This is a genomic window from Vibrio sp. 10N, assembly GCF_036245475.1.
Classification (GTDB): domain Bacteria; phylum Pseudomonadota; class Gammaproteobacteria; order Enterobacterales; family Vibrionaceae; genus Vibrio.
This window is the reverse complement of sequence record NZ_BTPM01000002.1, coordinates 1,356,074-1,380,241: the sequence shown is the minus strand read 5'-3', so window position 1 is coordinate 1,380,241 and position 24,168 is coordinate 1,356,074. Positions and strand designations below refer to the sequence as shown.

The following is a 24,168-nucleotide window of genomic DNA, read 5'->3' as shown; positions in this document are numbered from 1 at the left end:
CCGTTATGTCGCTACAGTTCTCCAACCTCAATCTAGATATTCAGGGTAAAACCTTACTGAGCGACGTCAGTGGCACCTTCCCGAAAGGGGAGGTGACTGCATTGGTCGGTCCGAATGGTTCAGGGAAAAGTACGCTACTTTCTATTGTCAGTGGACTGCGCGCACCGACAAGCGGTGACGTGACGCTAGAAGGTGCTCCACTTTCTAGCCTCTCTAAACCACATCTCGCGCGTTCTTTGGCGTTATTGCCCCAACGAAACCCACTACCAGCCACCTTAACGGTGAAAGAGCTTGTTGCTTTCGGTCGTCACCCACATAAGCGCTGGTATCAGCGAAGTGATGATAAAGATCGAGCATTGATTGAGTGGGCCATGCAAGAGACCGAAGTCACTTGTTACCGAGATACGCCCCTGACGTCACTGTCTGGTGGTGAACTCCAACGCTGCTGGCTGGCCATGGTGCTGGCTCAGGATACGCCAATTCTCATGTTGGATGAGCCCACGTCATGGCTCGATATTGCTCATCAGATCAATCTACTCACCATCGTAAGGCGGCTTAATACTGATTATGGCAAAACCGTCGTTTGGGTATTGCACGATCTCAATCAAGCTAAGCTCTACAGTGATAATGCGATGCTGATTTCCGAGGGCAGCATGGTTGCGCAAGGTAAGGTCAGTGAGGTGTTGGCACCAAGCGTGATTTCCGACATTTACCACACACCGATTAAGCAGGTAAACGTTGATGGTCAGTTGATTTTGTGGCCGGAGGCGCAGCGATGAAAACGTTTTGGGTAGCGATAATAATGTTGGTCGCGACGTCGAGCCAAGCTCAAATCCCAAACCAGGTATGCTTGGCAACCTGTGTGAGTGTTGATAAGCCTAAGTTAAGGGTAGTAGCGCTGAATTGGAGCGTTGCTGAAATGTTGCTGACACTGGGCATTGAGCCCATAGGTGCGCCGCAAATCAATGGTTATAAAAAGTGGCAAACCAACCATCCTGCCATTGGTGATCATGTATTGGATATTGGCCGTCGCCAAGAGCCAAGTCTCGCTGCTATTGCTAGCTTGAAACCGGATCTGATAGTTGGTTATCAATTTCGTCATCAGCGGTTACTGCCGCAGCTTGAGCAAATCGCGCCTACCTTGCTTTACCGGCAATATGCGTCGAGTGATGAGAGATCGTTTAACTACTTTGATCAATCACTACGCGTGTTCAAAGCCATAGCGAAGGTGACTGGTAATAGTGAGCAGGGAGAGGTGATAGTCGAGGCGTTGTACCAAACGCTCGCCAAGCTTCGCCAGCGCCTGCAATATTCTCAACCAATCACCTATGCCAAGTTTGTTGGCATGGGCTACGGACTTCGGGTCTTCAGTGACAACAGTCTAGCAGGGCAAATCATTCGCCGTTTGGGGCTAAATTATCACTGGACTCAAGCTCTACCAGGTAAAGACTTTACCCATCTGACCATCGAGCAGCTGCCCCAGCTTAACAATAGCTTGGTTCTGTTAGCGGGCGATCAAGCCAATAGTGAGTACATCACGGCTTCTCCAGTGTGGAAGACTCTGCCTTTCGTTCGCGATCAACATATTGAGCCGGTAGAGCCGCTTTGGAGTTTTGGTGGTCCGGTATCCATTGAACGTATGGCTCGCGCTTTTACACAGGCAATCGAAGCGCATTCTCATAGCGCTAATCTAAAAAGCGTTCATTCACCAGATACTCATTCATTAGATACTCATTCGCCTGAAGGCAGTGCAGAACAATTCAGTGGGGCAGAGCATGGTTAAGACGTTTCTACCTCTTTTCGGATTATTGGTGCTGGCGTTGGTTGGATACCTAACGATCTTACCGTCTATTGGTGATCCCATGGTGGCGCAAGCCATGTTCGACAGTGTGTGGTTACCTACTGCACTGATGGCAATAATGATTGGTGCATTGCACGCAAGTTCCGGTCTGCTCATCCAGGTATCGCTTAATAATGAGTTTGCCTCACCTTCAACCTTAGGCATTGCATCGGGTGCGCTGCTTGGTGCGGTGCTGGCGCAAATACTATTCCCTCAGAGTGGCTTTGTTGTGGTCTGGGCGGGGGCGCTTGTTGGTGCCTTGCTGCTGTCGGGTATCGTAATGGCGGTGAGCCGTTTGGTTGGCGGTGGACAGCTGGCAATTATTTTAGTGGGCATGGCACTTGGGCTTGGAGCGGGCGCAGTGTCATCTGTGTTGCTACTTTATTTTGAAAATCAGACAGATGGATTGTTCCTGTGGGGTAGCGGGCAGGTGCTGCAAACCAGTATTTCTCCCGTTGCGACTTACTCCCCTATCATCGGTTTGTTGCTGCTCGCGACCTTATTGGTATTGCCAAAGCTGTCCCTGTTTTTGCTCGGTGACACACATGCATCGTCGTTAGGGGTAGCGGTGAGTCGATGGCGTTGGTGCATTCTTACACTGGCCATCGCGCAGGCGTCTCTGGCTACCGCACTCGTGGGTCTGGTGGCATTTGTAGGGCTTATGGCGCCGCATATCGCTCGAGCGCTGTATATGAGAGCAAATGAGAACCGCAGTATATGGTTGCTATGGCTTTTGTCTGTGTTGGTTGGCGCTAGCTTGGTGCTCATTGCTGAGTGGTGCTCTCGCGGTATGCTAGTGATAGGCTATCGATTACCTACCGGAGTGTTTACTGCCCTGATCGGCGCGCCATTTTTTATTTCACTCCTTTTACGTCGCCGTGGACAAGTCGCATCGGCAAGTGACCAACATGGTTTGACGCTGTCACCGTTTGTTCATTTAAAACCTAAGAAAACCTTGTTTCTGCTTACTTTAGCGTTTGTCTTTAGCGCGCACTTTTGGGGACATTCTAATCACTATTATGGTTCTAACGACGGTTTACTTGGCTATTGGGATAACTTACGCGTTCTACTAGCAAGTGTTGCCGGAGTCGGACTCGCTTGTGCGGGGGTGATATTGCAAACGCTATTTCGAAACCCGATGGCAAGTCCTGACATCTCCGGTGTGAGCGCTTTTTCAGTGTTGATCATTGCCTGTGTGCTGGTGGTCGAACCCAGCGCTTCGCAAATCGTACTGACGCTTGCTTCGTTGGCTGGTGCTGTGTTGGTGCTTGCTATGCTTTCTTGGGGCTTAAAACAGCAACTAAGTGTTGCTCAATTAGCACTATTTGGCATCGTGATCTCTGCGTTTGCCGGTACTGCGACCCATATTTTGCTTACCTTCGGCAGCAGTACTACCTCAGTGACCTTGATGTGGTTATCGGGCACTACCTACGGTGCATCTATCGACAAGCTTGTCCCATTTTTTGGGGTTGTGATTGGACTTTGCGTAGCGCTCATTCCTTTATTGCGCAGTTTGGATGTGCTCAGTCTTGGGGAGCAACTACCGGTGGCACTTGGCGTGCCTATCGCTAAACATCGTTTGTGGTTGCTGGCCATCGCTGCTGGGCTTACTGCTATCTCTATCGCTCATGTTGGCGCGATTAGTTTTGTGGGTCTTTTGGCTCCTCACTGCGCTCGAATGATGGGGCTATATCGACATCAACATCTTCTTCCCGCTGCTGCACTTATTGGTGCCACGTTAATGGTCTGGGCCGATGGCCTTGGACGCACCTTGACCGCCCCGAATGAAATTGCGGCGGGTTTGATGGTGTCAATTTTAGGCAGTGTCTATTTCCTAATTCTTATTTTAGTTGGCTACAGAAAATATCAATATGCACGAACTTAACTCCCTTTATCAGCGCGTTTCTTATCATGTTCATGAGATGCGCAAGCCTGCACCCGACAAGGTGCAAATGCAGGCCATACTGCAAGCTGCCATGAGCACTCCGGATCATGGTCGTTTACGCCCTTGGCATTTCTTGGTTGTTGAAAGCGACCACATTGTCAATTTAGTCAGCCATCTACGAGACGCCTGGCTAAGTCATGATGCCAAGGTCACAGCCGCACAAGCTAATCGACTGGCGGACTACCTTAGTCAGGCACCGAGTTTGGTGTTGATTTCGGCGCGCGTTCAAACACATAAAGAAGTGAGCCAACAAGATCAGATCCTGTCTGCGGCCGCAGCGTGTCAAATGACATTGCTGGCCGCAGATCGATTGGGCTTTGGTGGCGTGTGGTACTCCACGGATGCGGTTGAACTGCCGGGTGTTCGTGAAATTCTCGGTCTGAGTAGTGAGCATTATCCTGTCGGCTTTATGGTCTTTGGTACGCCGATTGAAGTGCGTCAGAAGCCAAGAGTGAACGTGAGCCAATACACCCAAGTGTGGCAAGCCCCCAATCAGTTAAGTGCATGGATGACGGAGAAATAAAATGGCACATACACTCAGTTTTCAATCGTTTTTCAATAGTCTTTTTGTTGATATGGATGGTCTGTTTATCGAAGCAGGGGTCATCGAGGCCGACATCGCGGGTAAATCGCAAAAATGCGCGTGTTTTTCGCTCTCTATCGGCACCCTGTGGCTACCGTTAAGCTACGTCTCTGCTAATGGTCGCCATCGATATACGCAAGAAATCTATCACGTTAATGATGGCTCAGTATCTGAGGTGTCTTTTCCTATTGCGGTGGATCTTGTGCTTGGTTCCTTCGAGATAGCAAGCTCAGAAAAGCGCGATCGCTTACTTCAGCGCATCGGCGATTCGAATAACTATATGCAACGCGCGTCAGCGTATAAGGCAAGACATGGCTCAGTCGCTGCGCCAGCTAAATTCATCGAGTCTGAACAAGCGCTGGTAGGTGGCCACAGTATGCACCCCAGTCCGAAAAGTTGCGCGCCACTGTCTCACAGCGAACAGGCCCACTTCTTACCTGAATTTGAAGCGGAGTTTGCTATTGAATGGTTTGCGGTGGCAAAAGATCAGCTTGTAGGCGAGGCGCAGGTCGAGACTTTTGAGCATCATTTGCAAACCTTGTTTGCTTTGTCAGTACCAGAAGAGAGCAGGGGGCTTGTGGCTGGCGATTATTTACCATATCCCATGCACCCTTTGCAGGCAAAGGCTTGGAGAGCGTCTCAAGAGGCTGAAGAGTTGAAAGGTGGTGTTGTTGATCTTCAGCTACAAAGTGGTGGCTGGCAAGCGACATCGTCTTGCCGTGCTATTTATCACCCAAATATGCCATGGATGCTGAAGGTCTCATTGCCCATCAAATTGACCAACTCACTGCGTCTTTTAACACCCCGAGAGGCAAGACGTGGCACGCTGTTTAGTCAATTGCTGAGCCATGAGGCTGGTCAGGAGCTAGTGCAAAGGCTGTCTTGTACCACGTTTATTGAAGAGCCCGCGTGGGTAACTATTTGCTCAAAGCAAGGACACGAACTGGATCTGCCATTAGTGAGTTTTCGTCATAATCCGTTTTATCAGTCGATTGCGGATCACGACAAAAATAGCCATGACACAACACTGGGACATCATCTTCTTGCGACTGCGAACCAGATTTGTGTCGAACAAAGTGAGCCTCAAGTCGTTACCTGGGTTAAGCAGGTGGCAGCAACGCAATCAATCACCTTAGAGCAGGCTGCGTGTTTATGGATGGGGCAGTTTATGCAGCATGTGATGGCGCCATTGTGTATCGCTCGCAGTGACTATGGGTTGGTCCTTCTTGCTCACCAGCAAAATATTGTACTTAAAATCGAAGGTGGACTGCCGTTTGGCATGATGTATCGGGACTGTCAGGGCAGTGGCATCACTGAGTTGGCATTGCAGCGCTTTTCCTCGGTGTTTGAAAGCGTTGATCCTGAGTACTTTATGGCGAGTGAACAAGTGAACCCGTATCTTGCTTATTATCTTATCGGCAATTCTTTGATGAATACGGTGTCTGCGATTGCCGCTGGTGGCTTAGTTACAGAAGAAAAATTGTATGAGGTGTGCCGAGAGCACTTGGCTCGACTGGCAGCGGCTCATCCTTTGGATCCCTCTTTCTATGACTATTTACTGGGTTCTCCGACTCTACGCTGGAAACGAAACTTCCTATGCTTCCTAGAAGAAAATAATGAAGCCACACTGACGAATCCTGCTGAGATTTATCGTGACATTACCAACCCACTTTTAGGGCAAAACCTGCCTAAGTGTACTAAGCCACTGCCCGATGGCAGTTACATCAGTGTTTATCAAACCCAGCACAATGAGTGGTCATTGGTTTCTGATTCGATTGAGCGCGGCCGAGTCAGTGCTAGCCTTTGCGATGATTTGGTGACGGTGACAATCGAAGCGAAACAAGACTTGGTGTGGTGGTCGGCCATAGAGCATGTTTTCTATCATTTCGATGCAGCGCAGATTGAGTGCCCAGATGCGCCGTCATCAGTGGGTGACGTTCTTGACAAGCAAGGTCTGCTTAGCCGCTCGGCATTTCTGCAACACGCGCCAATTTGGCACTATCCTGATTGCCAGCCGAGTGTGCAATTACAGCAGCTAACCGAGCACGGAATTCAATATCCAACCCGCCCCGACAAGCCGGAAGATGTGTTCTATCAGCGTTACCTCTACCGAGAGAAGCGAGTGGTGTGTTTTAGAAAAGCGCAGCTACCAAGAGATCTCAATGGTTTCCATCGCTGGCACAACGATCCTGTGATAGCGCCGGTTTGGGAGTTAAGCGGGTCTAAGCTGTCCCATCAGCAATACTTGAGCAAGATGGAAAGCGATCCTCACCAGTTCCCGGTCATCGGTGAGTTTGATGGCATCCCTTTTGGTTACTTCGAGATCTATTGGACTGCAGAAGATCGTCTAGGGCCATTTTATGATGTCGATGAGTTTGACCGCGGCGTTCATATGCTGTCCGCGAATTCACGTTTTCGAGGCTGGCGTTATTTCTCCGCTTGGTCGCGAAGCATCGTGCACTATTGCTTCTTGGCCAATCTCAACACTAAAAATGTGATGGGTGAACCTCGTGCAGATAATAAAAAAGTGTTGACACTGACAGAGCGAATAGGATTTGAACACCTTTTCGATTTTGATTTTCCACACAAAACAGCAGCGATGCTGCAATGTCGACGACAGCGCTTCTTTGATGCTTATGCCATTTAAGTGGATAAGAGAGTACGTATCAGGCTAGGAAAAAATACAATGAAAACAGTTGATTTTGATTTGGTTGGAGTAGGCATAGGTCCTTTCAACTTGAGTATCGCAGCGTTAGCTGCACCCAAGGCAGAGTTAAAAAGCCAATTTTTTGAACGTAAACCTGAATTTGCTTGGCATCCTGGGCTACTGCTCAATCACGCCAAGATGCAAACCTCGTTTTTAAAAGACTTGGTCACGGCCATAGACCCTACCAGCCCTTACACGTTTATGAATTACTTGGTGAAGAACCAAAAATTTTACCCTTTCACCGCGCGTGGTGATTTTATGATATCGAGGTTAGAGTTTTCCGATTACATGGCATGGACAGCCAAACAGCTCCCTAATACCCAATTCGGCACTGACATCAGTGAGGTGCGCTTTGCCGATGATCACTTTGTGATTACTGCAAATGGTGAGACGGTAACCAGCCGTCATTTGGTTGTTGGCACAGGGACGCAGCCTGCGGTGCCGGAGTGCGCGCAGGATAAGCTTAGCGATCACTGTTTCCATGCCCACGAAATGATGGTGCGTAAGCCAGATTTAACGGGCAAACGCATTGCAATCATCGGCGGTGGGCAAACAGGTGCGGATATCTTTCAGCATGTGTTTGCCGGTGATTTTGGTAAGCCGAGACAACTTGATTGGATGTCACGCCGTGCAAATCTAGAAGGGCTAGATGAAAGCTGTTTTAGCGACCAGTTTTTTATGCCGGATTATGTGAATCAGTTTTACTATCTCGACAAGGAGCGTCAAGCGCGTGAGGTGTCTCGCCAAAAGCTCACCAGTGATGGGATCACCGATGACTGTTTGTCGTCGATCTATCAGAGTTTGTATCACGACAAGTATGTGTTGAGAAATCCAAAGTGGTGGACAGTGCAGCCGCATCAAGAGCTTGTGGGGCTAGATTTGTCAGGTAAGCAACATCAGTTACGGCTTCGTCATGGCGTTACGGAACACGAGAAAGTACTTGAAGCTGACGTTGTGATTCTATGTACAGGCTTTAAGCGAGTGTTGGCACCCTGCCTTCAGGGCATTGCCGATAAGCTGCAATTGGATGAGTTTTCTAGACCGCTACTTAATTCTGAGTACGCAGCCCTTTGGAAGCAGCCTTGTGATAACAAGTTGTTTGTTGTGAATTCAGGTACTCATAACCATGGAATTATTGAACCACAATTGAGTCTTGCGGCGTGGCGAGCAGCGAAAATTCTCAATCATGCTAATGGCGATGAGCTGTATCATCATGGCGATAGTAGCAACGTGATGGAGTGGGGCTTAAACTCAGTTCAAGAGAACAGGGCTAAGGTCGCCGAGATGGATTTATCGAGTTAGTCGCCATGCAGATAACAAGCAGCCCCACAAGCTAATGCTTGTGGGGCTGCTTTTATTTAGTTAAATGTTGGATTAGTTAACGTGAGCGACCGCGTCTTTCACCAACTGACCAAGCTCTTCCCAACGACCTTCGTCGATAAGATTCGTTGGAACCATCCAAGTGCCGCCACATGCCAATACAGACTTGATAGATAGGTAGTTATCGACATTCTTCAGGCTTACACCACCTGTTGGCATAAATTTCACTGGATACACAGCTGTCAGCGCTTTTAGCATTCCCACACCACCAGATGGTTCTGCTGGGAAGAACTTCAATGTACGCAGACCCATTTCCATCGCTTGCTCAACTAGGCTTGGGTTATTAACACCCGGTACGATGGGTACGTTTTTGTCGATGCAGTATTGAACAGTGCGTGGGTTGAAGCCTGGGCTTACGATAAAATCGACGCCTGCTTCAATCGCTTGATCGACTTGCTCATTAGTAAGAACGGTACCTGCACCAATCAGCATCTCTGGGTATGCTTGACGCATCGCTGCAATCGCATCGGCTGCACATTCGGTGCGGAAGGTGATTTCTGCACATGGCATGCCGTTGTCTACGAGTGCTTTACCTAGAGGAAAAGCATCTTCAACTTTGTTGATGGCAATGACAGGAATTACTTTAAGGTTTGCTAGCTGTTCGTTTAGGGTTGTCATTTGTCTTTGTCCTACTAATCAAGAGTTGGCGTTGCTGTGTTAGGAATAATAGCACCGCGGTATTGAATGACTGTGCCTGCGACTTTGTGCCCCATAGCGGCTGAGCTGAATGCGTCGCCACCGGTTAGGCGCTTGGCAAGATAACCGGCGCTGAATGAGTCACCGGCGGCTGTGGTATCAATCACGGAGTCGACCGGCTTGGGTGCGACATACTCTGCGCGACCTTCGCTAAGTACAAGACACTCTTTTGCGCCGCGTTTAATGGCAATTTCGTTGACACCAGCGTGTTGAGTGCGCTCGATGCACTCCTCTAGGCATGTGTCGCCAAACAAGTCTTGGTCATCTTCGAAGGTAAGTAGTGCGGTGTCAGTAAAACCAAGCATCGCTAGGTACGTGCGCTGAGCGGCATCGCGGCTCGCCCAAAGCTTTGGACGATAGTTGTTGTCAAAGAAGACACTGCCACCTTTGGCTTTGAATTTCTCTAGGAAGCTAAACAGAGTGTCACGTCCAGAGTCGGTCAAAATAGCCAAGGTAATGCCGCTTAGGTAAACCGCATCGTAATCCATTAAAGATTCAACAAGAGATTGGCTTTCTGGTTGATCAAACACGAACTTGGCTGCTGCGTCGCTGCGCCAGTAGAAGAAGGTGCGCTCGCCAGTGTCATCTGTTTCGATGTGATAAAGGCCGGGCATTTTGTCGTTTAGGCGCAACACTTGGTCGGTATCGATACCTTCGTCCGACCATGCTTTAAGCATTTCAGATGAGAAAGGGTCGTTGCCTAGCGCGGTAATGTAGCTTACTGAAATGTTGTAATTTTTCGTCAAACGAGAAAGGTATAGCGCCGTGTTCAATGTATCACCACCGAAACTTTGCTTCAGTAGATCTTCTTTGCGTTGTAGCTCCACCATGCATTCGCCGATGATCGCTATTTTGTATTGGCTCATAGTTAAATATCCAGCTTGAGAGTAACCAGTTTCATTTGTTCTTAATGAAATGAAACTGGGCAGTAAGAGTCTGATTTAGTGTAACTAACTGATTCTTTTTATGATGGCATTACTGTGGTGGTATACCTACCACATTGACGTTGCTCTGAGAGGTCTTGATCGCAACAGCTCTAAGATCCCCCACGTCTTTCAAGAAACAAATAGATAACTAAATTTTATTTGAAACGTTGTTTTAATGTGTTCTAATTTACCAGCATAAATTGAAGTTATGGTAGTAATATTTCTACTCTAAGCGACTAAGTGTGATTTAGGTCGAGTTTCATCATTGCGGGTTCTTGAGCTCTGTGTGGGCGACGAAGCCATTGGAACTTATCACAGAAAATGAATAAGCCATGATGCATAAGGAGCGGTATGGAACTCATTGATGGTGCAATTGTTGTCGGTTACTTTGCTTTTGTGTTGTTCGCCGCCCTGGCGTTTAAGCGTTTTGCTACAGATAGTTCCGGCTTCATTCGTGGCGGTGGGGCAATGATGTGGTGGATGGCTGGAGCCACGGCTTTCATGACACAGTTTTCGGCTTGGACCTTTACGGGGGCTGCCGCTAAGGCCTTTGAAGATGGACTTACAGTATTGTTCATTTTTTGGGGCAATGCTTTGGGCTTTTTAGTGGCGGCTTGGTATTTTGCTGCTCGCTATCGCAAGATGCGTGTCGAAACTGCTATGGAAGCGATCAAGGTTCGGTTTGGGCGTGTATCTGAGCAAGTTTATACCTGGCTCTCTTTTCCTTTGACTATTATGTCCGCGGCGATCTGGTTAAACGGCTTAGCCCTTTTCGCTGCAGCGGTTTTTAACATTGATCTTGTGGTTACGATTGTTGGTGTTGGCCTATTGGTGACCTTCATTGCCGCGAGTGGCGGCTCCTGGACAGTATCGGCAACCAATGTCATTCAGCTCATTTTGCTGGTTGCGATTACCATGTCGGTTGGGGCTTTTGCTTTGCTTGAGGTCGGTGGCCCAGTGTCATTAATAAATAGCTATCCTGCTGATAATTACATGGGAGCAGACATTAGCTATTGGCAAATATTTTGGCTTTGGGTGGTGATGATGCTTCTCAAGCAAACGATTAGCGCGAATAACGCACTTTCTTGCTATCGTTTTTTGGTGACAACCAACGAGAGAGAAGCGAAAAAAGCAGCTATGTTCGCAGGTATCCTATTTATTTTTGGTCCAGTTATGTGGTTTGTTCCTCCCTGGGTAACCGCAGCGATGGGCGTGGATCTTATGGCGCACTATCCTAAGCTTGCTGAGAGTGCAAACAACGCCGCTTATGTTTATTACATTGATCATTTCCTACCCGCAGGAATGCTTGGTTTGGTACTTGCAGCAATGCTTGCGGCCACCATTGCTCCCATGACTACTGCTTTGAATCGAAATGCGGGCATTTTTGTGCGAAATGTTTATCAATCGGTGCTCAATCCTAAAGCAACAGAACAAAAGCAGTTATTTGTTGGCAAGGTTGCAACCGTGGTTAATGGCTTGCTCTGTATCTTGGCAGCTTTGCTGTTTGCGTCCATTAAGGAATATAGCTTCTTCGATATCATGATGCTATTTGGCGCGCTATTGCAAACGCCATTGGCGATCCCATCTTTGCTAGCACTTGTGACGTTAAAAACACCGGACTGGTCCGGTTGGGCAACGATTGCTGTTGGATTGGCAGTGTCGTTCTTTATGCAGTTTGTCTTCAATGTGGATTGGTTGTTGCCTTGGTTTGAAGCTACTAGCTTCACCAGTCGAGAGTCAGTTGACTTACTTGTTTCAATGACTCTGATCGCGCATATAGTGATAACCGGTGGCTTCTTTATCCTTACACGATGCTTCTATCGAGAAACTTCAGGTGAACGCGGGGATGAAATCGCGTTGCTAAAAGCGAACTTAGACACACCTATTAGCTTGTCTGAGGAGGCAAAAGTCGATACTCGGCAAGGCGCTTACCTTGGACGTATGTGTCAGATCTTAGGTGTTCTTGTGGCATCAATCGCGATAACAACAAATTCTATCTCCGATGCCTGCGTGTTCGTTTCAATCGGCTTAGCTATTTTGTTAGCGGGAGCGCACCTCTACCGGCAGCGAAATGTGCAGCCCTCCCCACAGGAGCCGATTACAGACTAGTTCTCCAGATTAGCCAGCTTGAAAATGCTGGCTTTCTTTTTGCCGAATCTTGAGAGTTAACTTTCGTCGACTATAGTTGATGTATGCCTACTGTTTAGGGAAGTAGTTCAGTGGGTTAGCTACGAAGGTCATAGATAATCAGCATCGATGGTCGTCAAACTTTCATCATTATTCGTGTCAAAGAATGGAGTCTTAAGTCAACAACGACAAGGACAATCTTAAGCAAGCCCTATCTCAGGCCTTTACGGCATCCCTTATACGCTTTTTCTACCATTACCTTCATTGTACTGATGTGTTGGTGGGCATTCGCTCCTTTTCTGCCCATTTTACTTTGGGCGCTGGTTCTAGCGATAGCCCTGTTTCCAGTGCGCAATTTCTTAAAGACTAAGTTTGGTTGGACAACTAAGCGAAGCTCAATTGCCATCGCTTTGATAGGGGTGTTGGTACTGGGTACACCTGTCGCTTTGGTGGGCAATTCACTCGCGGTTAAAACTCTGCAGACCTACCAAAGTTATGAGCAAGGTGATCTTCATATTCCAGCGCCTCCTCAAAAGGTGAAAGATTGGCCACTTATTGGTGAAGATGCTTATACAGCATGGAATGAGGCGGCGAGAGACTTGCCGAACTTTATCGATAAGTATCATCCACAGCTTAAAAATGCATCTGCCTGGTTTGTTGATAAAGCCAGCGGTGCCGCGGGGAGTGTGTTTTTGTTGATTGGTGCGGTAATTATTGCCGGCATCATGCTTGCCTAGGCTGAAGACGGCACTAAAGCAATGCTCCGGATATTTAATAGCTTTTCCGATGAACACAAAGGGCCTGAGCTGTATCATTTGACCACGGCAACCATTCGCCAAGTGGCAGTGGGCGTTATGGGTATCGCTTTTCTAACGGCAATCATTTTTGGCGCGGTAGTCGCACTTGCTGGTGTACCTGCCGCGGCGTTTTTTACTGTAATAGCGTTAGTTTTTGCGATTACGCAGTTACCCGTCACCATCATTGCCATTGCTGCGGTCGCTATGTTGTGGTCGAGTACCGATGGCTCAACCGTGCACAATACTATATTTTCCGTTTTGATTATCGCTGCTAGTTTAGTGGACAACATACTTAAACCTATGGTGCTTGGGCGAGGTTTAAGTGTCCCTATGCCTGTGGTACTCATTGGCGCTATCGGCGGTATGATGTCTGGCGGCATTCTCGGCATGTTTATCGGTGCAGCGTTTTTGACTGCGGGATATCAGGTATTCATGAAGTGGGTAGATGAAGAAAACGACGATGTGTCATCTGAGACCGAGCGAGATTCGTCTCAACATTAACCATTATTCGTCGGGGCGCTTCTTACTCAATAGTTGAAGTGCCTCGCATATTTATGTTAATTGGATGAAATTTAGCCAGGTTTGGCAAGGTGATTTTTGTGACTAATAATTGGCGTTGCTTGGTTTATTGTTTTGTTTACTGTCTAATGAGCGGAGGAATGACCAGGCTACGGTCTGTGATGGTAGTCATAAAGTCTAATTAACTTCTCTTTGCTGTCTCAGCGAATGATTGACTGTATATCGTTCTATCGTTACATTTCGTCACAATAAAAAACCAGTGGCATACTGCGGCGTAGATCGTAAATGCGACAAATCCCTCCCCCTACAAACCCGTTGTACCGCTGTTGTTTCTTGCATGGCGGTGGTTGTTATTAGTATCAGAATGTTAGGTGCACCATGAAGAAGTTGCTATTCGCTACTTTGTGTGGGGTATTGTCGCTGTCGTCCGTTGCCCAGCCGCTAAGGCTTGCCGGTAAGCCTGACGACGATAAACTCCATTTAACCTTATTAAAAGAGATCATTTCTCGTTCCGAGCAGTACTCTTCCATCGATTTTATCTACGCCAAAACAGGCGAACCTGCAGGGACTCGATTACTCGCTGATTTAGAAAGCGGCACGTTAGATGTGGTGTGGACTGCGACCAATCAGGACCTTGAAACGCGCTTTGACGCGATTCCATTTCCCATTTATCGCGGCATGTTGGGCATGCGTATCGGATTGGTAAGCACAGAGCGAACCAATAAGTTAGCCACGGTTAACTCTGTTGCCGATCTAAAGCGCTTATCACTTTGTTCAGGCAAAACGTGGGCCGATACCGAGATACTGGAAGCGAATGGACTATCTATCGCAAAATCGCTCAAGTACCCAAATATTTTCGACATGCTGGTTGCTGGCAATCGCTGCGATGCTTTTATGCGCGGTGTGATGGAGCCTTGGGCTGAAGTGAAATCTCACCCGCACCTTCCATTGGAGGTAGATGGAAACGTGATGCTTCGCTACAAGATGCCTTACCTTCTGTTTGTGCGTAAAGGCAATGATGCATTAAAGCAGCATCTCCATGACATCATGCTCGAAATCCATAATGAAGGGCTCTACGAGACTATGTTCTTTGCGGACAATGAGATCAAAGCTGCATTGCAACAAGCAAATTTGAGTGAGCGCGTGGTATTTGAGTTGGAAAATCCAAACGTCACCGCTGCAACGAAAGCCATCCCTGAGCACTTTTTCTTTGACCCTTTAGCTAAGTAACCACAGGTGTAACATGAACAAACTGACCAAAAAAATTATTCTTGTGGTGACACTTGTCATGACGCTGGTGACAGCGATTGCCTTGTCTGTCCAATATGTATTGACCAAGCAAAATGTGGAAGCGGATTTAGCGAAGGTTACCGAAGAAATCGAGCAGGAGCTGCAAGTTATCTTGCAAGAGCCGGTGTATGTGTATGACAAAGCGCTGATTGCCAGCATTCTTGAGGCATACATCAAGAATGACACTATCTCGAGCATCGTGGTTCGCGACCAAAATGGCAAAGAGATGAGTCAAATTCGCCAGCAGGCGGCTGAGTTTGAATCTCGCATTGATATTGAGTGGGATGCTTTGCCAATTGGCTCGGTTTCACTTGGTTTTAATAGTGAGCAAGCGCGCAATGAGCTAGACAATTTGATGCTCCGCTCGATGTTAATGTTCGGTACCTTGTATTTAGTGGTTATCGTCTCTCTTGGGTACATTATGGATCGCCTAGTTGTGACGCCCATCAAGGGGATGGCCAGCAGCATGAATGATATTGCCGCGGGTGGCGGCGATCTAACATCGAGAGTACAAGCAACCTCAAACGATGAAGTGAGCGACTTAGCAAAAGCCTTCAATCGCTTTGTTGAAACAGTGCAGGAGATCGTCATCGATACGGCTCGAACGACAGACAGCTTAAAGCAGAATGGCTCGGCTATTACAGCCGTGCGCACTTCAGTAAGTCAGCAAACTGAAAATCAGTTGGCGCTCACTCATGAAAGCCTGAGCAAGATTGAGCAGTTTAATCTGGCGACGAGTGAAATTGCAGCCAACACAGAGAACACTCTGTTCAAATCAAATGATGCTCTTTCTCTTGGGGCTTCAAGCGAACAAGCGATTACGCAGAATGTCTCAAATGTCGAAGATCTGTCCGCTAACCTTGAGACTGCTGCCGAGCGCGCCAACGCGCTTAAGAACCGAAGTGACGACATCGGCCGCGTCGTTGAAGTGATTAAAGCGATTGCTGAGCAAACCAATCTTCTGGCTCTAAACGCTGCCATTGAAGCGGCGCGAGCAGGTGAAAGTGGCCGCGGATTTGCCGTTGTTGCTGATGAGGTTCGCGCGCTTGCAAGCAAGACTCACGACTCTACCAGCGAAATAGAATCCATTATTGAAAGCCTGCAACAAGAGGCAACCGAGTCGTTTAACGCGACTCAAGAATCTAAGCAATTGGTGGAACTCACCAAAGTGAGCTCAGATGAAGCGCAGCTTGCGCTGACTAAGATGATTGAGGCTGTGACTAGCATCAACGCTATGGTTGATTCTGTCGCGAGTGCTTGTGAAGAGCAGTCCAATGTGAGCAATACCGTTGCAGGGGATATGCGCGAGCTTGATTCTAGCGCAGCAGATATGCGCAGTGTTAACAATGAACTACAAACCTTGGCTGAGGCCATTACCTTGAATACGACCGAGTTGGATAGTCAGATCCGTCGTTTTAGGTACTAATCACGATTGCGTATAACCAGTGAAAGTAGTAGTGAAGTGCTAGTCGACCTAGAAGTGATCGCAAATTGTCTATCTGTTTCATTCGTCGCTTTCTAATAGGGTTACTATCGCTACTGCTCATCTGTTGCAAGTGAGGTGATTATGGTGCGTAAAAAATGGAAAATTGTTTTTGAAAAAGAAGGTACAACGGTTGATCCAGTCTACTCACAAAAAGTAGTGATTTACGATGAAAAGGGGGATGTGTTAGGTACCTTTAAAGGTAGTTCGACGCCGAACCCTTATAAACCGCGAGAGCCCCAAATTAGCGGGCACGCTGCCTATCCATACATTCGTTCAGGAACATATAACATCAAACATGGCACACATAAAAATTTACCGGCATTAGTGGTAAACGATAATCAGTTTGTGCCAACAGTAAATAGTAATCCTAATTTTCCAGCTTATGGAAAAAAAGCTAATTACATTCATGTACACTGGGGGTACAAAACAACATGGAAAGGTTCTGCTGGTTGCCCAACAATTCATCCAGGACAATGGAAAGATTTTTTGTCCAAAGTTCCAAATGGTGCCGGAGATTTGGTTATTCGCTAGCTTTGGCGTTCTCTTTGTCTGCTATTGCAAATGATACTTCCATCTCAACAGAGTATACGAAGCTTTCGAAACGATACGATGCTTATTATCAGCAAGATAACTTCCAAGCTGCGTTTAGAGTGAGCCTAGAGCAATTGAAGATGGATCCGAGTGATGCTGTCGCGTTGATGAGGTTAGCACTCGTTGTTGATGGATCGTGTGATTTTGTAGAACCTCATTTTGCTCGCTTTGGCTCTATGGATAGATTCAAAGAAATAACGTTACTTGCCCAGCAAGTAATTGCCAAAGAGTGCAGGCTGAATTCTTGACCAAGTGTGAGCAATAATGAATGCCAATTACCGAGAATTGTACTGGCGGCAATTGGCGTTTCAAAAGCCTTTATAGTTGATGGGCATGGATTAATGCATTCATCTTTTCTTCCGCAGTCTTACTCGCTTCTTCGTAACTCATCGTTTCAGGAAAGTCACTGATAACTTCGTAGTAACACTTCAATTTAGGCTCGGTGCCAGAAGGGCGCACGATAACACGCGATTTATCCTCAAGGATGTAAATAAGTACATCACTGGTAGGTAAATTGACGTGCTCAGTCGTACCGTTGGCTAATAAGCGTGTTGAAGACTTAAGATCCTCAGTCACGGTGACCTTTTGCCCTGCAATCTGGGTTGGTGGTTGCTTCCGTAACTTGTCACCGATAGGTGGCGAATTCGGGTCGAGCGCAATGCTGCGCTGCGCATTGCAGTAGAAGCCATGATGTCGATACAAGTCTTCGAGCTTGTCCCAGATGGTTTTACCCTGCGCCTTTAGTTCACCCGTCAATTGTGCAAACGCAACCAGTGCCGATAGGCCATCTTTATCCCACACTTGATTTCCGATGGTATAGCCTAGTGCTTCCTCATAGGCGAATAGGAACGGATAGGCTTCGCTTTGCTGCTCCATGGCGATGTTGGTGAGCCATTTAAAGCCGGTGAGTGTTTGGTAGTATTGCGCGCCATGCGCTTTGGCTATCGCACTTAATAGTCTGGAAGACACAATCGTATTGCCGACCAACGCATTAGGCTGACTCTGCAGAAGGTAGTCGGCAAACAGCGCACCGACTTGGTCACCAGTTAGCATTTGATACTTGCCATCCTCACGTTTTACTGCGGCGGCGAAGCGATCAGCGTCTGGGTCATTCGCGCAGGCGATGTCCGCGTCATGCGCTTTGCCAAGCGCCATCACCATATCCATGGCGCCAGCTTCTTCCGGATTTGGGAAGTTGACGGTGGGGAAGGTGCCATCAGGCTCGTGCTGCTCCGCAACGCTAGCGACGCGCTTGAATCCGGCATCGGCGAGCAAGGTTTCCGCCATCTCGGCGCCAACACCGTGCATCGCGGTGTAGGCGATGGAAACGTCAGTGTGATTGCTACGTTTTAGCAATAGATTGCCATTCATGGCACTGCGATAGGATTGGTAGTATTCCTCTTCTAGCCATTTCAGCAGGCCTTGTTCGCTCGCTTGCTCTAAGGGCATTAAAGCGAGTGGCTTGATGGTGGCTTGGTCAATTTTACTTGCGATGCCAGCGTCATGGGGCGGAATGATTTGTGCACCATTTTCCCAGTAGACTTTGAAACCGTTATATTCTGGCGGATTATGGCTCGCTGTGACGACGACCGCTGCGGCGGCGTTAAATTTTTTCACGCCAAAAGCGACAATCGGCGTTGCCGCGACTTGGCTGGTCAAATAGACCTTAATACCCATTGCGGTGAGTACGCAGGCGGTATCGTGAGCAAACTGTTTTGAATCAATTCGACCATCATAGCCGACAATCACACCTCGCGTGTCCGCATCATCGACTTGCTCAAGCAGATATTGCCCAAGTCCTGTTGCGGTTTCTTGGATGACGAGTCGATTCATTCGATTTGGACCGGCGCCGACCTTACCTCTGAGACCTGCTGTACCAAAAGCTAGGCGGGCACTGAATCTATCTGTCAGCTGTTGTTGATTGTTACTATCGATAAGTTGCTGAAGCTCTTGACGAGTTTTTGGATCCGGATCTCGTGCTAACCATTGGGTGATTGCTGTGGCCATGGTGTTCTCCTTACCCGCAGTGAATGGGCAGATGTGGCATCTTTAATATTTATAATTGTAAATGACTCTTACTCTCATTTCTGCGGTGGCAATCGATTAAACTGTGTTTGATAAATATTAGTTCAATGAACGCCAGTCAGGTCTATGCGTTGAGGTGAAGCTAAAGAATTAAAGCAGTAGATAGTTGCGTCCACTTTCTATTTGAAACTTCAATTGTCAGTGCCTGGTGGTTTTGTCATCAAAGTCGGTGAGGAATTATACTGGGCTATCTGTTGACGTTGCCTTCTTGAATTGATCGAGAGAAGCGCTAAGTAAAAGGTAGAACATGGATCACGCAGCGATTCAAGCACTGACGTTGGCTTGTCCAACATGCAAGATTGAAGTGAAAAATGAACAGGGTCGCACTTGCACTCAGTGCCAGGTGAGCTTCAATAAAACCCCATTTTGTCCGGATTGCGATACTAAGCTGGATGCTATGAAAGCGTGTGGCAACGTCAGCTATTATTGCAATGCTTGCAGAATGCCTAAATCGCGTACTGCGATTCGATGGGCGTTGACTCCCACTTAAGCGTTTGCCTTTCTAATTTGAGTCGTAAGCGAAAGCCCAACAGCTAGGTTGGGCGTCAGTCGTTTCAATGTCAGCCCTAATAATGCTAGCGATTATTCGTCTGCGCGTGGCTCGTCATCGACGATGTCATTGCCAATATCGTCATTGTTATTGTCGTAATCAGACTCATCGTCGATAGACTCAGCTGCGGCTGCTTTTTTCCCATTGAGAGTATGGAATTTTTTTCGGTCTCGCGCCAAGTGGACATACTTGATCCAAGTTTTCTCAAGCTTACTCTCGGCTTGCTTTTCATCCGCGACGACTTGAAGGAAGTGGCGCTCCTCGTCCGACTCAGGTGCCAGCTCTCCACCTTCAAGTAAGTTCATCGTATCTCCGAAGCGGATCAATATCTCCTCTTCAGCAATGGTAAAGTCACCGGATTTTGCAAACCCACGTCGAAACCGCTTGTTGTCGTAGAACGGTCTCTTTCCTAGACGAAAATCTACATTAGACATAGCCACCCTCATAAAATGACGTTGATCATCGAACTCTGCCACAGTATAGACAGAGCTTTGGCATTTTTTGAAATTTTGCCAAACGATTTATTTTAGCGTTCGGTAAGTCGTTACTTTTACGCGAATATTTGAAGCTTAAATGACAATGTGATGAAGCTTTCCTTGCGAAGCACACACCTATTGAGTTCCGAAAATGGCTAATGTTGAAGCGATCATGGTTTACACTGGGAGCAAGTAATGGATTAAACGAGGCGCGAGAGTGACATCAACTCCGATATCAATGACCCATGAGCAGTACCAACGGGCTCGGCTAGCACGCGATGCGCGTTTTGACGGCGTGTTCTTTGTTGGCGTCAAAACAACAGGGATATTTTGCAGGCCGATATGTCCGGCTAATTTGCCCAAAGAGCAGAATGTGAGTTATTTCAAACACGCACACGCTGCGCTTGAAGCGGGTTATCGACCTTGTTTGCGCTGTCGTCCGGAGAGCGCCCCTAACTCATGGGCCTGGCTGGGTGCAGAGACGAGTTTTCGCCGTGCACTTACTCTTATTGAGCAAGGTGCCTTGAACCAATCGAGTTGTGAAGCGCTCAGTGAACGTTTAGGCATTAGTAGTCGCTATTTAAGGCAGTTATTTCAGACTCACCTCGGAATCGCCCCCAAAAAATATGCGCAATATCAGCAACTCATGTTCGCCAAACAGTTACTTCATCATAGTCAGCTATCAATCGCGGATATTGGCTTTGCGTGCGGATTTAATAGTGTGCGTCGTTTTAACGATGCGTTTAAAAAAACGTTAAAGTTAACGCCATCTCAACTGCGTCGCAGTGAGGGCAAAGTGACTGCTCGCAATGAGGTGTATTTAGCTTATCGCGGTGCTTATGATTGGCCCGCGATGTTGAGCTTTTTCCAAAAGCGCGCCATTCGTGATGTTGAGTATGTGACGGAGCAAAGCTATGAGCGCTACGTCGATATTGATGGAACGCTGGGCTGGTTCCGTTTGTTTGCCGATCTAGAGGGAAAGCAGTCAGTTAGAATAGAATTTGAGTTGGAACAGGTGACTCACCTTGCCAGTTTGTTGAGTGAAATCAAGCGTGTATTTGATCTTGATACTGATATTAACTCGGTCGAATCCCATCTGCGTTCGGTTGACGAAGGGCTTATTATAAAGCCTGGCCTTCGGTTACCGGGTGTACGATCATTGTGGGAAGCTGGGGCGAGAGCAGTGCTTGGACAGCAGGTGTCGGTAACAGCCGCCGTTGGTCAGCTCAATTTGCTGACGGAAACCCTAGATCAGCGCCTGTCTGGACAGCGAGTTTTTCCAACAGCCGAGAATGTAGCAGGCAAAGATCTCAGTTTCTTGCGCATGCCAGAAAGCCGAAAGGCGACTCTCTCTCGCTTAGCTAACTATCTTTGTGAACACCCTGATGACCATCCTGATAATTGGTTATCGATAAAAGGGATTGGGCCGTGGACCGTGAACTATGCCAAAATGCGGGGGCTGTCATCACCAGACTTATTGCTTAGCTCTGACTTAATCGTTAAAAAACATCTTATCAATCATAGTATAGTCAGTGCCGAACATACTGCGCCATGGGGCAGCTATGCCACACTGCACTGTTGGAGTCATTTTTCATGAAATATTACGCTGTGCTCGATAGTGAGCTAGGGCCGATCACAGTCCAAGTTAACGATGAAGGTGTATTGGGGATCTGGTTTGAGCAACATACGACTCGCCCTGATGAGCTGGGCACACACAACCCCACTCACCCTCTTTTAGTTCAAACAGCATGTGAACTCAAACAATACTTCGCTGGTGAGCGCCAAACGTTCACGTTACCACTTGCACCTGTTGGAACCGAATTTCAACGTAAAGTATGGCAAGCACTTTGCGCGATACCATATGGTGAAGCCATTAGTTATCAAGAGTTGGCTAATCGAATTGGTAATCCTAAAGCGGTGAGAGCTGTAGGAACGGCAAATGGAAAAAATCCGCTGTCTATTGTCGTCCCTTGCCATCGAGTCGTTGGCAAAAATGGCAAGCTGTCTGGGTATGCAGGGGGCGTTGAGCGAAAACTTAGATTGCTGAATTTAGAATCTGTAATGCTTTGATTCTAATCAGACTTATGAATCTGACAGGATTTTATTCATTTGAGCGATCGGTTTCGCACTCTCTGTGCGCCACAAGGTGCAACTAATTTCACTTTATGGTTGCGTAATTTATCACTATTCCTAGTATGAAAATGCCCTTAATTGCAAATTGCATAGATATTTGCAATTTGCAAAAGAGATATGAACGCTATTTACATGAAATTGGTGTAGATTTAGCCAAAATCAACAAAAAAACGTATTTTAAAAGTTGGCACGCATACTGCATTACTAAGAGTGACCCTTTTTAAGCCGAGGGTCACCTAGCCAACTGACGTTGTTAGTGAACCTATTTTGTTCACACTTGTATATAGCCAGTCACACGTATTTTGTGGCTGGCTTTTTTTATTTCTGGGCTTTATCGCCAGTTGTCCTTTCTGACTTGGGTTGTTACTCGTTCACCCTGAATACAACCTTGTGAAACAAGGCTTCCAATTTAAACAATGTCTCCCAGGGACTGACTTGTCTCTTCTTGGCAACCCTCATAGCAGCTTGGTTTTCGTGGACATACTGCGCCTCGAGAGCAAATCAATCGTGCGTCGCCTTCTATACCACGCTCCACCCAGTTGATATTCAGTATCTTGGCAACGGTTTGCAGATCTTTCTTTATGTGACGTGGAATAGCGACACTACCACCGCCGGCAACACAGGATTGTTTTAACTCACTGGCGATGTCGAGAGCGTTACCACCTTGAGCATCAATAGCAGGGTTGAGATCTATACCAGCACAAAGCACGCGATTGTTACCCGCCGGATCGGTCATGTTGATGGATTCACAACAATAGATCCTTGGCTCATTTCCGACATTCAAAATCGAGATTTGTGCTGATGAACCATTTTGCGGCTCAGACAGTCGTCTAAATACAGCCCAATGCTGACAGGGATCGTTAACCATCCGCATATTTCCCCACGGAAGCGGAATACCATTTCCGCGGTAGACCGCTTTAAGTTTTCCGGGGCCGTAGGCATCGAAGTAGTGCCAGTGTGGGTAGGGCGATACGACGGTCATACGGCGCATAGCTACCGATGGGGAAACGCCGACACGTTTGTGAACATCAATCTCATAACCACTGCGGTCAAGGAGTTGTCTAAATGGAACTTTAGGACAAAGCAGGGCGCCAGCAAAAAAGCTGGATTCAAAATCGCGCCATGCTTGCAATATGTCTTGCGAGTTTAATGCTGAAGAGGACTGAGGTTGAGTGCTATCGTCCCAAGTATTTTGATTACCCACACTGAGCACACTTTTTAACCCCTCATCGCGGTGTAAAATTCGATGTCCAATATACACGGCTAAGTCGTATTTTAGTCGCGTTGGGTAGGCTTTGAGGATCTCGTTGAGGTAGATGGTGCCTGGTGGTTCGAAAAACGATGTCACTAATTGTTTGGCGTTTACCCCAAGCTCGTCCACCACATCTTTTGGTGTCCGGTTTACCCATTGCACGCGCAGCCCCAAATCGCTAGCAATATCGATGAGATCTTCAATTGAGAGATTAAGTCGTTTCAAGCCAACGTCTTCTGCGGCACGTTCAAGGTCGGGAAAGTGGTTCTGCAGGCTTTCCTGATGTGCACGTATCAACAAGTGGGCAAATTGACGACCCGTGATCCCCGTTTGCGACAGCATTTCGGGAATGGCTATCTGCAAAATGTCATTCGAGAACAGAAAGCTCGGCTCTAGTGCCATACCGCTGATGCCACCACGGTTGCCTTTTACCGGGGTAATTTCATCTGGCTCCGGCTCATTGTCGAGAAACCAAGCTGGGTCCTTTTGAAATACCTCGGCGATAACTTCTAACATATCGATACTTGGAACACGTTTGCCGCGCTCAATCATGGAAAGATACGAGACAGAAGGTGCGTACTCAGGATTGACGCGAATACAGCGTGCAGACAAATCCTCCATAGTTAAATGGTTGCGTTTGCGTAAGTTACGTACTTTGGTGCCCAAAAAATGGGACTGGCGGATCAGACTTTTTGACACTGGCATTTTGTAAAATTCACACTGTAAAATTTTTGTTGTGAAATTGTAGTAAAAAACACGCTAGTCTACAAAGTATACAAATCACA

General features: G+C 47.4%; 19 protein-coding genes and 1 pseudogene. 15 read left to right on the top strand and 5 right to left on the bottom strand.

The features are described 5' to 3' along the window. Window positions 1-5 precede the first annotated feature (5 nt). Genes AAA946_RS22325 through AAA946_RS22300 form a run of 6 tightly spaced genes read left to right on the top strand, consistent with a single transcriptional unit; the run spans window position 6 to window position 8,377 of the window. Window positions 6-779 (top strand): ABC transporter ATP-binding protein, encoded by a 774-nt coding sequence (locus tag AAA946_RS22325; RefSeq protein WP_338166942.1) that lies wholly within the window; start codon window positions 6-8, stop codon window positions 777-779. Beyond that, window positions 776-1,783: an iron-siderophore ABC transporter substrate-binding protein gene (locus tag AAA946_RS22320; RefSeq protein ID WP_338166941.1), complete on the top strand. Its 1,008-nt coding sequence runs from the start codon at window positions 776-778 to the stop codon at window positions 1,781-1,783. The genes AAA946_RS22325 and AAA946_RS22320 overlap by 4 nt, the downstream gene beginning before the upstream one ends. Next, window positions 1,776-3,725, top strand: a complete 1,950-nt coding sequence (locus AAA946_RS22315; protein WP_338166940.1) for an iron ABC transporter permease — start codon at window positions 1,776-1,778, stop codon at window positions 3,723-3,725. Before AAA946_RS22320 ends, AAA946_RS22315 begins: the two co-directional genes overlap by 8 nt. Next, complete coding sequence (locus tag AAA946_RS22310; protein WP_338166939.1) at window positions 3,712-4,308, top strand: nitroreductase family protein; 597 nt, start codon at window positions 3,712-3,714, stop codon at window positions 4,306-4,308. Before AAA946_RS22315 ends, AAA946_RS22310 begins: the two co-directional genes overlap by 14 nt. A 1-nt stretch (window position 4,309) precedes the next feature. Continuing rightward, window positions 4,310-7,015, top strand: coding sequence for a GNAT family N-acetyltransferase (locus tag AAA946_RS22305; protein WP_338166938.1), 2,706 nt, complete (start codon window positions 4,310-4,312; stop codon window positions 7,013-7,015). Window positions 7,016-7,054: 39 nt separating this feature from the next. After that, window positions 7,055-8,377 carry a lysine N(6)-hydroxylase/L-ornithine N(5)-oxygenase family protein gene (locus AAA946_RS22300; protein WP_338166937.1) on the top strand — a complete coding sequence of 441 codons (1,323 nt, stop codon included), beginning with the start codon at window positions 7,055-7,057 and terminating at the stop codon, window positions 8,375-8,377. A gap of 72 nt (window positions 8,378-8,449) precedes the next feature. On the opposite strand, the gene AAA946_RS22295 is transcribed toward AAA946_RS22300, so the two are convergent. Together AAA946_RS22295 and AAA946_RS22290 are read right to left on the bottom strand one after the other, a co-directional pair. Beyond that, window positions 8,450-9,073, bottom strand: coding sequence for a bifunctional 4-hydroxy-2-oxoglutarate aldolase/2-dehydro-3-deoxy-phosphogluconate aldolase (locus AAA946_RS22295; RefSeq protein ID WP_338166936.1), 624 nt, complete (start codon window positions 9,071-9,073; stop codon window positions 8,450-8,452). A 14-nt stretch (window positions 9,074-9,087) separates the two neighbouring features. Then, window positions 9,088-10,017: a sugar kinase gene (locus AAA946_RS22290; RefSeq protein ID WP_338166935.1), complete on the bottom strand. Its 930-nt coding sequence runs from the start codon at window positions 10,015-10,017 to the stop codon at window positions 9,088-9,090. A gap of 411 nt (window positions 10,018-10,428) precedes the next feature. Between AAA946_RS22290 and AAA946_RS22285 the strand changes: the two genes are divergently transcribed. The 6 genes and pseudogenes from AAA946_RS22285 to AAA946_RS22260 all read left to right on the top strand — a co-directional run bounded on the left by AAA946_RS22285 (window position 10,429) and on the right by AAA946_RS22260 (window position 17,135). Further along, on the top strand, window positions 10,429-12,186 hold the full coding sequence (locus AAA946_RS22285) for a sodium:solute symporter family transporter (RefSeq protein ID WP_338166934.1): 1,758 nt from the start codon (window positions 10,429-10,431) through the stop codon (window positions 12,184-12,186). A gap of 256 nt (window positions 12,187-12,442) precedes the next feature. Beyond that, a pseudogene (locus AAA946_RS22280) lies at window positions 12,443-13,502 on the top strand (AI-2E family transporter). 396 nt (window positions 13,503-13,898) lie between these two features. Then, window positions 13,899-14,750, top strand: coding sequence for an ABC transporter substrate-binding protein (locus tag AAA946_RS22275; RefSeq protein WP_338166933.1), 852 nt, complete (start codon window positions 13,899-13,901; stop codon window positions 14,748-14,750). Between the two features lie 13 nt (window positions 14,751-14,763). Next, window positions 14,764-16,236: a methyl-accepting chemotaxis protein gene (locus tag AAA946_RS22270; RefSeq protein WP_338166932.1), complete on the top strand. Its 1,473-nt coding sequence runs from the start codon at window positions 14,764-14,766 to the stop codon at window positions 16,234-16,236. A 141-nt stretch (window positions 16,237-16,377) separates the two neighbouring features. Continuing rightward, a complete protein-coding gene (locus AAA946_RS22265; RefSeq protein ID WP_338166931.1) occupies window positions 16,378-16,827 on the top strand; it encodes a hypothetical protein in 450 nt (149 codons plus the stop codon). A 14-nt stretch (window positions 16,828-16,841) separates the two neighbouring features. Continuing rightward, the gene (locus tag AAA946_RS22260) at window positions 16,842-17,135 is read left to right on the top strand and encodes a hypothetical protein (RefSeq protein WP_338166930.1); all 294 of its coding nucleotides are present in this window, start codon (window positions 16,842-16,844) and stop codon (window positions 17,133-17,135) included. Between the two features lie 70 nt (window positions 17,136-17,205). Here the strand turns inward: AAA946_RS22260 and AAA946_RS22255 are convergent, their stop codons facing one another. Next, window positions 17,206-18,894 carry a phospho-sugar mutase gene (locus AAA946_RS22255; protein ID WP_338166929.1) on the bottom strand — a complete coding sequence of 563 codons (1,689 nt, stop codon included), beginning with the start codon at window positions 18,892-18,894 and terminating at the stop codon, window positions 17,206-17,208. A gap of 325 nt (window positions 18,895-19,219) precedes the next feature. Here AAA946_RS22255 and AAA946_RS24180 point away from each other — a divergent pair, with 325 nt between their 5' ends. Continuing rightward, window positions 19,220-19,462, top strand: a complete 243-nt coding sequence (locus tag AAA946_RS24180; protein WP_445206118.1) for a YfgJ family double zinc ribbon protein — start codon at window positions 19,220-19,222, stop codon at window positions 19,460-19,462. A gap of 92 nt (window positions 19,463-19,554) precedes the next feature. Here the strand turns inward: AAA946_RS24180 and AAA946_RS22250 are convergent, their stop codons facing one another. Next, complete coding sequence (locus AAA946_RS22250; RefSeq protein ID WP_338166928.1) at window positions 19,555-19,956, bottom strand: DUF413 domain-containing protein; 402 nt, start codon at window positions 19,954-19,956, stop codon at window positions 19,555-19,557. Window positions 19,957-20,236: 280 nt separating this feature from the next. Between AAA946_RS22250 and AAA946_RS22245 the strand changes: the two genes are divergently transcribed. Next, window positions 20,237-21,595, top strand: a complete 1,359-nt coding sequence (locus tag AAA946_RS22245; RefSeq protein WP_338167225.1) for a DNA-3-methyladenine glycosylase 2 family protein — start codon at window positions 20,237-20,239, stop codon at window positions 21,593-21,595. Then, window positions 21,592-22,068 carry a methylated-DNA--[protein]-cysteine S-methyltransferase gene (locus tag AAA946_RS22240; RefSeq protein ID WP_338166927.1) on the top strand — a complete coding sequence of 159 codons (477 nt, stop codon included), beginning with the start codon at window positions 21,592-21,594 and terminating at the stop codon, window positions 22,066-22,068. The genes AAA946_RS22245 and AAA946_RS22240 overlap by 4 nt, the downstream gene beginning before the upstream one ends. 472 nt (window positions 22,069-22,540) lie before the next feature. Here AAA946_RS22240 and AAA946_RS22235 read toward each other — a convergent pair whose 3' ends face one another. Continuing rightward, window positions 22,541-24,088: a DUF3612 domain-containing protein gene (locus tag AAA946_RS22235; RefSeq protein WP_338166926.1), complete on the bottom strand. Its 1,548-nt coding sequence runs from the start codon at window positions 24,086-24,088 to the stop codon at window positions 22,541-22,543. Window positions 24,089-24,168: the final 80 nt, after the last annotated feature.

What these genes read in the sequence shown, in the direction of transcription:
- AAA946_RS24180 (WP_445206118.1), top strand. Translation starts at nt 19,220, where the DNA reads ATGGATCACGCAGCGATTCAAGCACTGACGTTGGCTTGTCCAACATGC.
- AAA946_RS22325 (WP_338166942.1), top strand. Translation starts at nt 6, where the DNA reads ATGTCGCTACAGTTCTCCAACCTCAATCTAGATATTCAGGGTAAAACC.
- AAA946_RS22285 (WP_338166934.1), top strand. Translation starts at nt 10,429, where the DNA reads ATGGAACTCATTGATGGTGCAATTGTTGTCGGTTACTTTGCTTTTGTG.
- AAA946_RS22290 (WP_338166935.1), bottom strand. Translation starts at nt 10,017, where the DNA reads ATGAGCCAATACAAAATAGCGATCATCGGCGAATGCATGGTGGAGCTA.
- AAA946_RS22255 (WP_338166929.1), bottom strand. Translation starts at nt 18,894, where the DNA reads ATGGCCACAGCAATCACCCAATGGTTAGCACGAGATCCGGATCCAAAA.
- AAA946_RS22310 (WP_338166939.1), top strand. Translation starts at nt 3,712, where the DNA reads ATGCACGAACTTAACTCCCTTTATCAGCGCGTTTCTTATCATGTTCAT.
- AAA946_RS22305 (WP_338166938.1), top strand. Translation starts at nt 4,310, where the DNA reads ATGGCACATACACTCAGTTTTCAATCGTTTTTCAATAGTCTTTTTGTT.
- AAA946_RS22275 (WP_338166933.1), top strand. Translation starts at nt 13,899, where the DNA reads ATGAAGAAGTTGCTATTCGCTACTTTGTGTGGGGTATTGTCGCTGTCG.
- AAA946_RS22245 (WP_338167225.1), top strand. Translation starts at nt 20,237, where the DNA reads ATGACCCATGAGCAGTACCAACGGGCTCGGCTAGCACGCGATGCGCGT.
- AAA946_RS22295 (WP_338166936.1), bottom strand. Translation starts at nt 9,073, where the DNA reads ATGACAACCCTAAACGAACAGCTAGCAAACCTTAAAGTAATTCCTGTC.
- AAA946_RS22250 (WP_338166928.1), bottom strand. Translation starts at nt 19,956, where the DNA reads ATGTCTAATGTAGATTTTCGTCTAGGAAAGAGACCGTTCTACGACAAC.
- AAA946_RS22315 (WP_338166940.1), top strand. Translation starts at nt 1,776, where the DNA reads ATGGTTAAGACGTTTCTACCTCTTTTCGGATTATTGGTGCTGGCGTTG.
- AAA946_RS22270 (WP_338166932.1), top strand. Translation starts at nt 14,764, where the DNA reads ATGAACAAACTGACCAAAAAAATTATTCTTGTGGTGACACTTGTCATG.
- AAA946_RS22265 (WP_338166931.1), top strand. Translation starts at nt 16,378, where the DNA reads ATGGTGCGTAAAAAATGGAAAATTGTTTTTGAAAAAGAAGGTACAACG.
- AAA946_RS22235 (WP_338166926.1), bottom strand. Translation starts at nt 24,088, where the DNA reads ATGCCAGTGTCAAAAAGTCTGATCCGCCAGTCCCATTTTTTGGGCACC.
- AAA946_RS22320 (WP_338166941.1), top strand. Translation starts at nt 776, where the DNA reads ATGAAAACGTTTTGGGTAGCGATAATAATGTTGGTCGCGACGTCGAGC.
- AAA946_RS22240 (WP_338166927.1), top strand. Translation starts at nt 21,592, where the DNA reads ATGAAATATTACGCTGTGCTCGATAGTGAGCTAGGGCCGATCACAGTC.
- AAA946_RS22300 (WP_338166937.1), top strand. Translation starts at nt 7,055, where the DNA reads ATGAAAACAGTTGATTTTGATTTGGTTGGAGTAGGCATAGGTCCTTTC.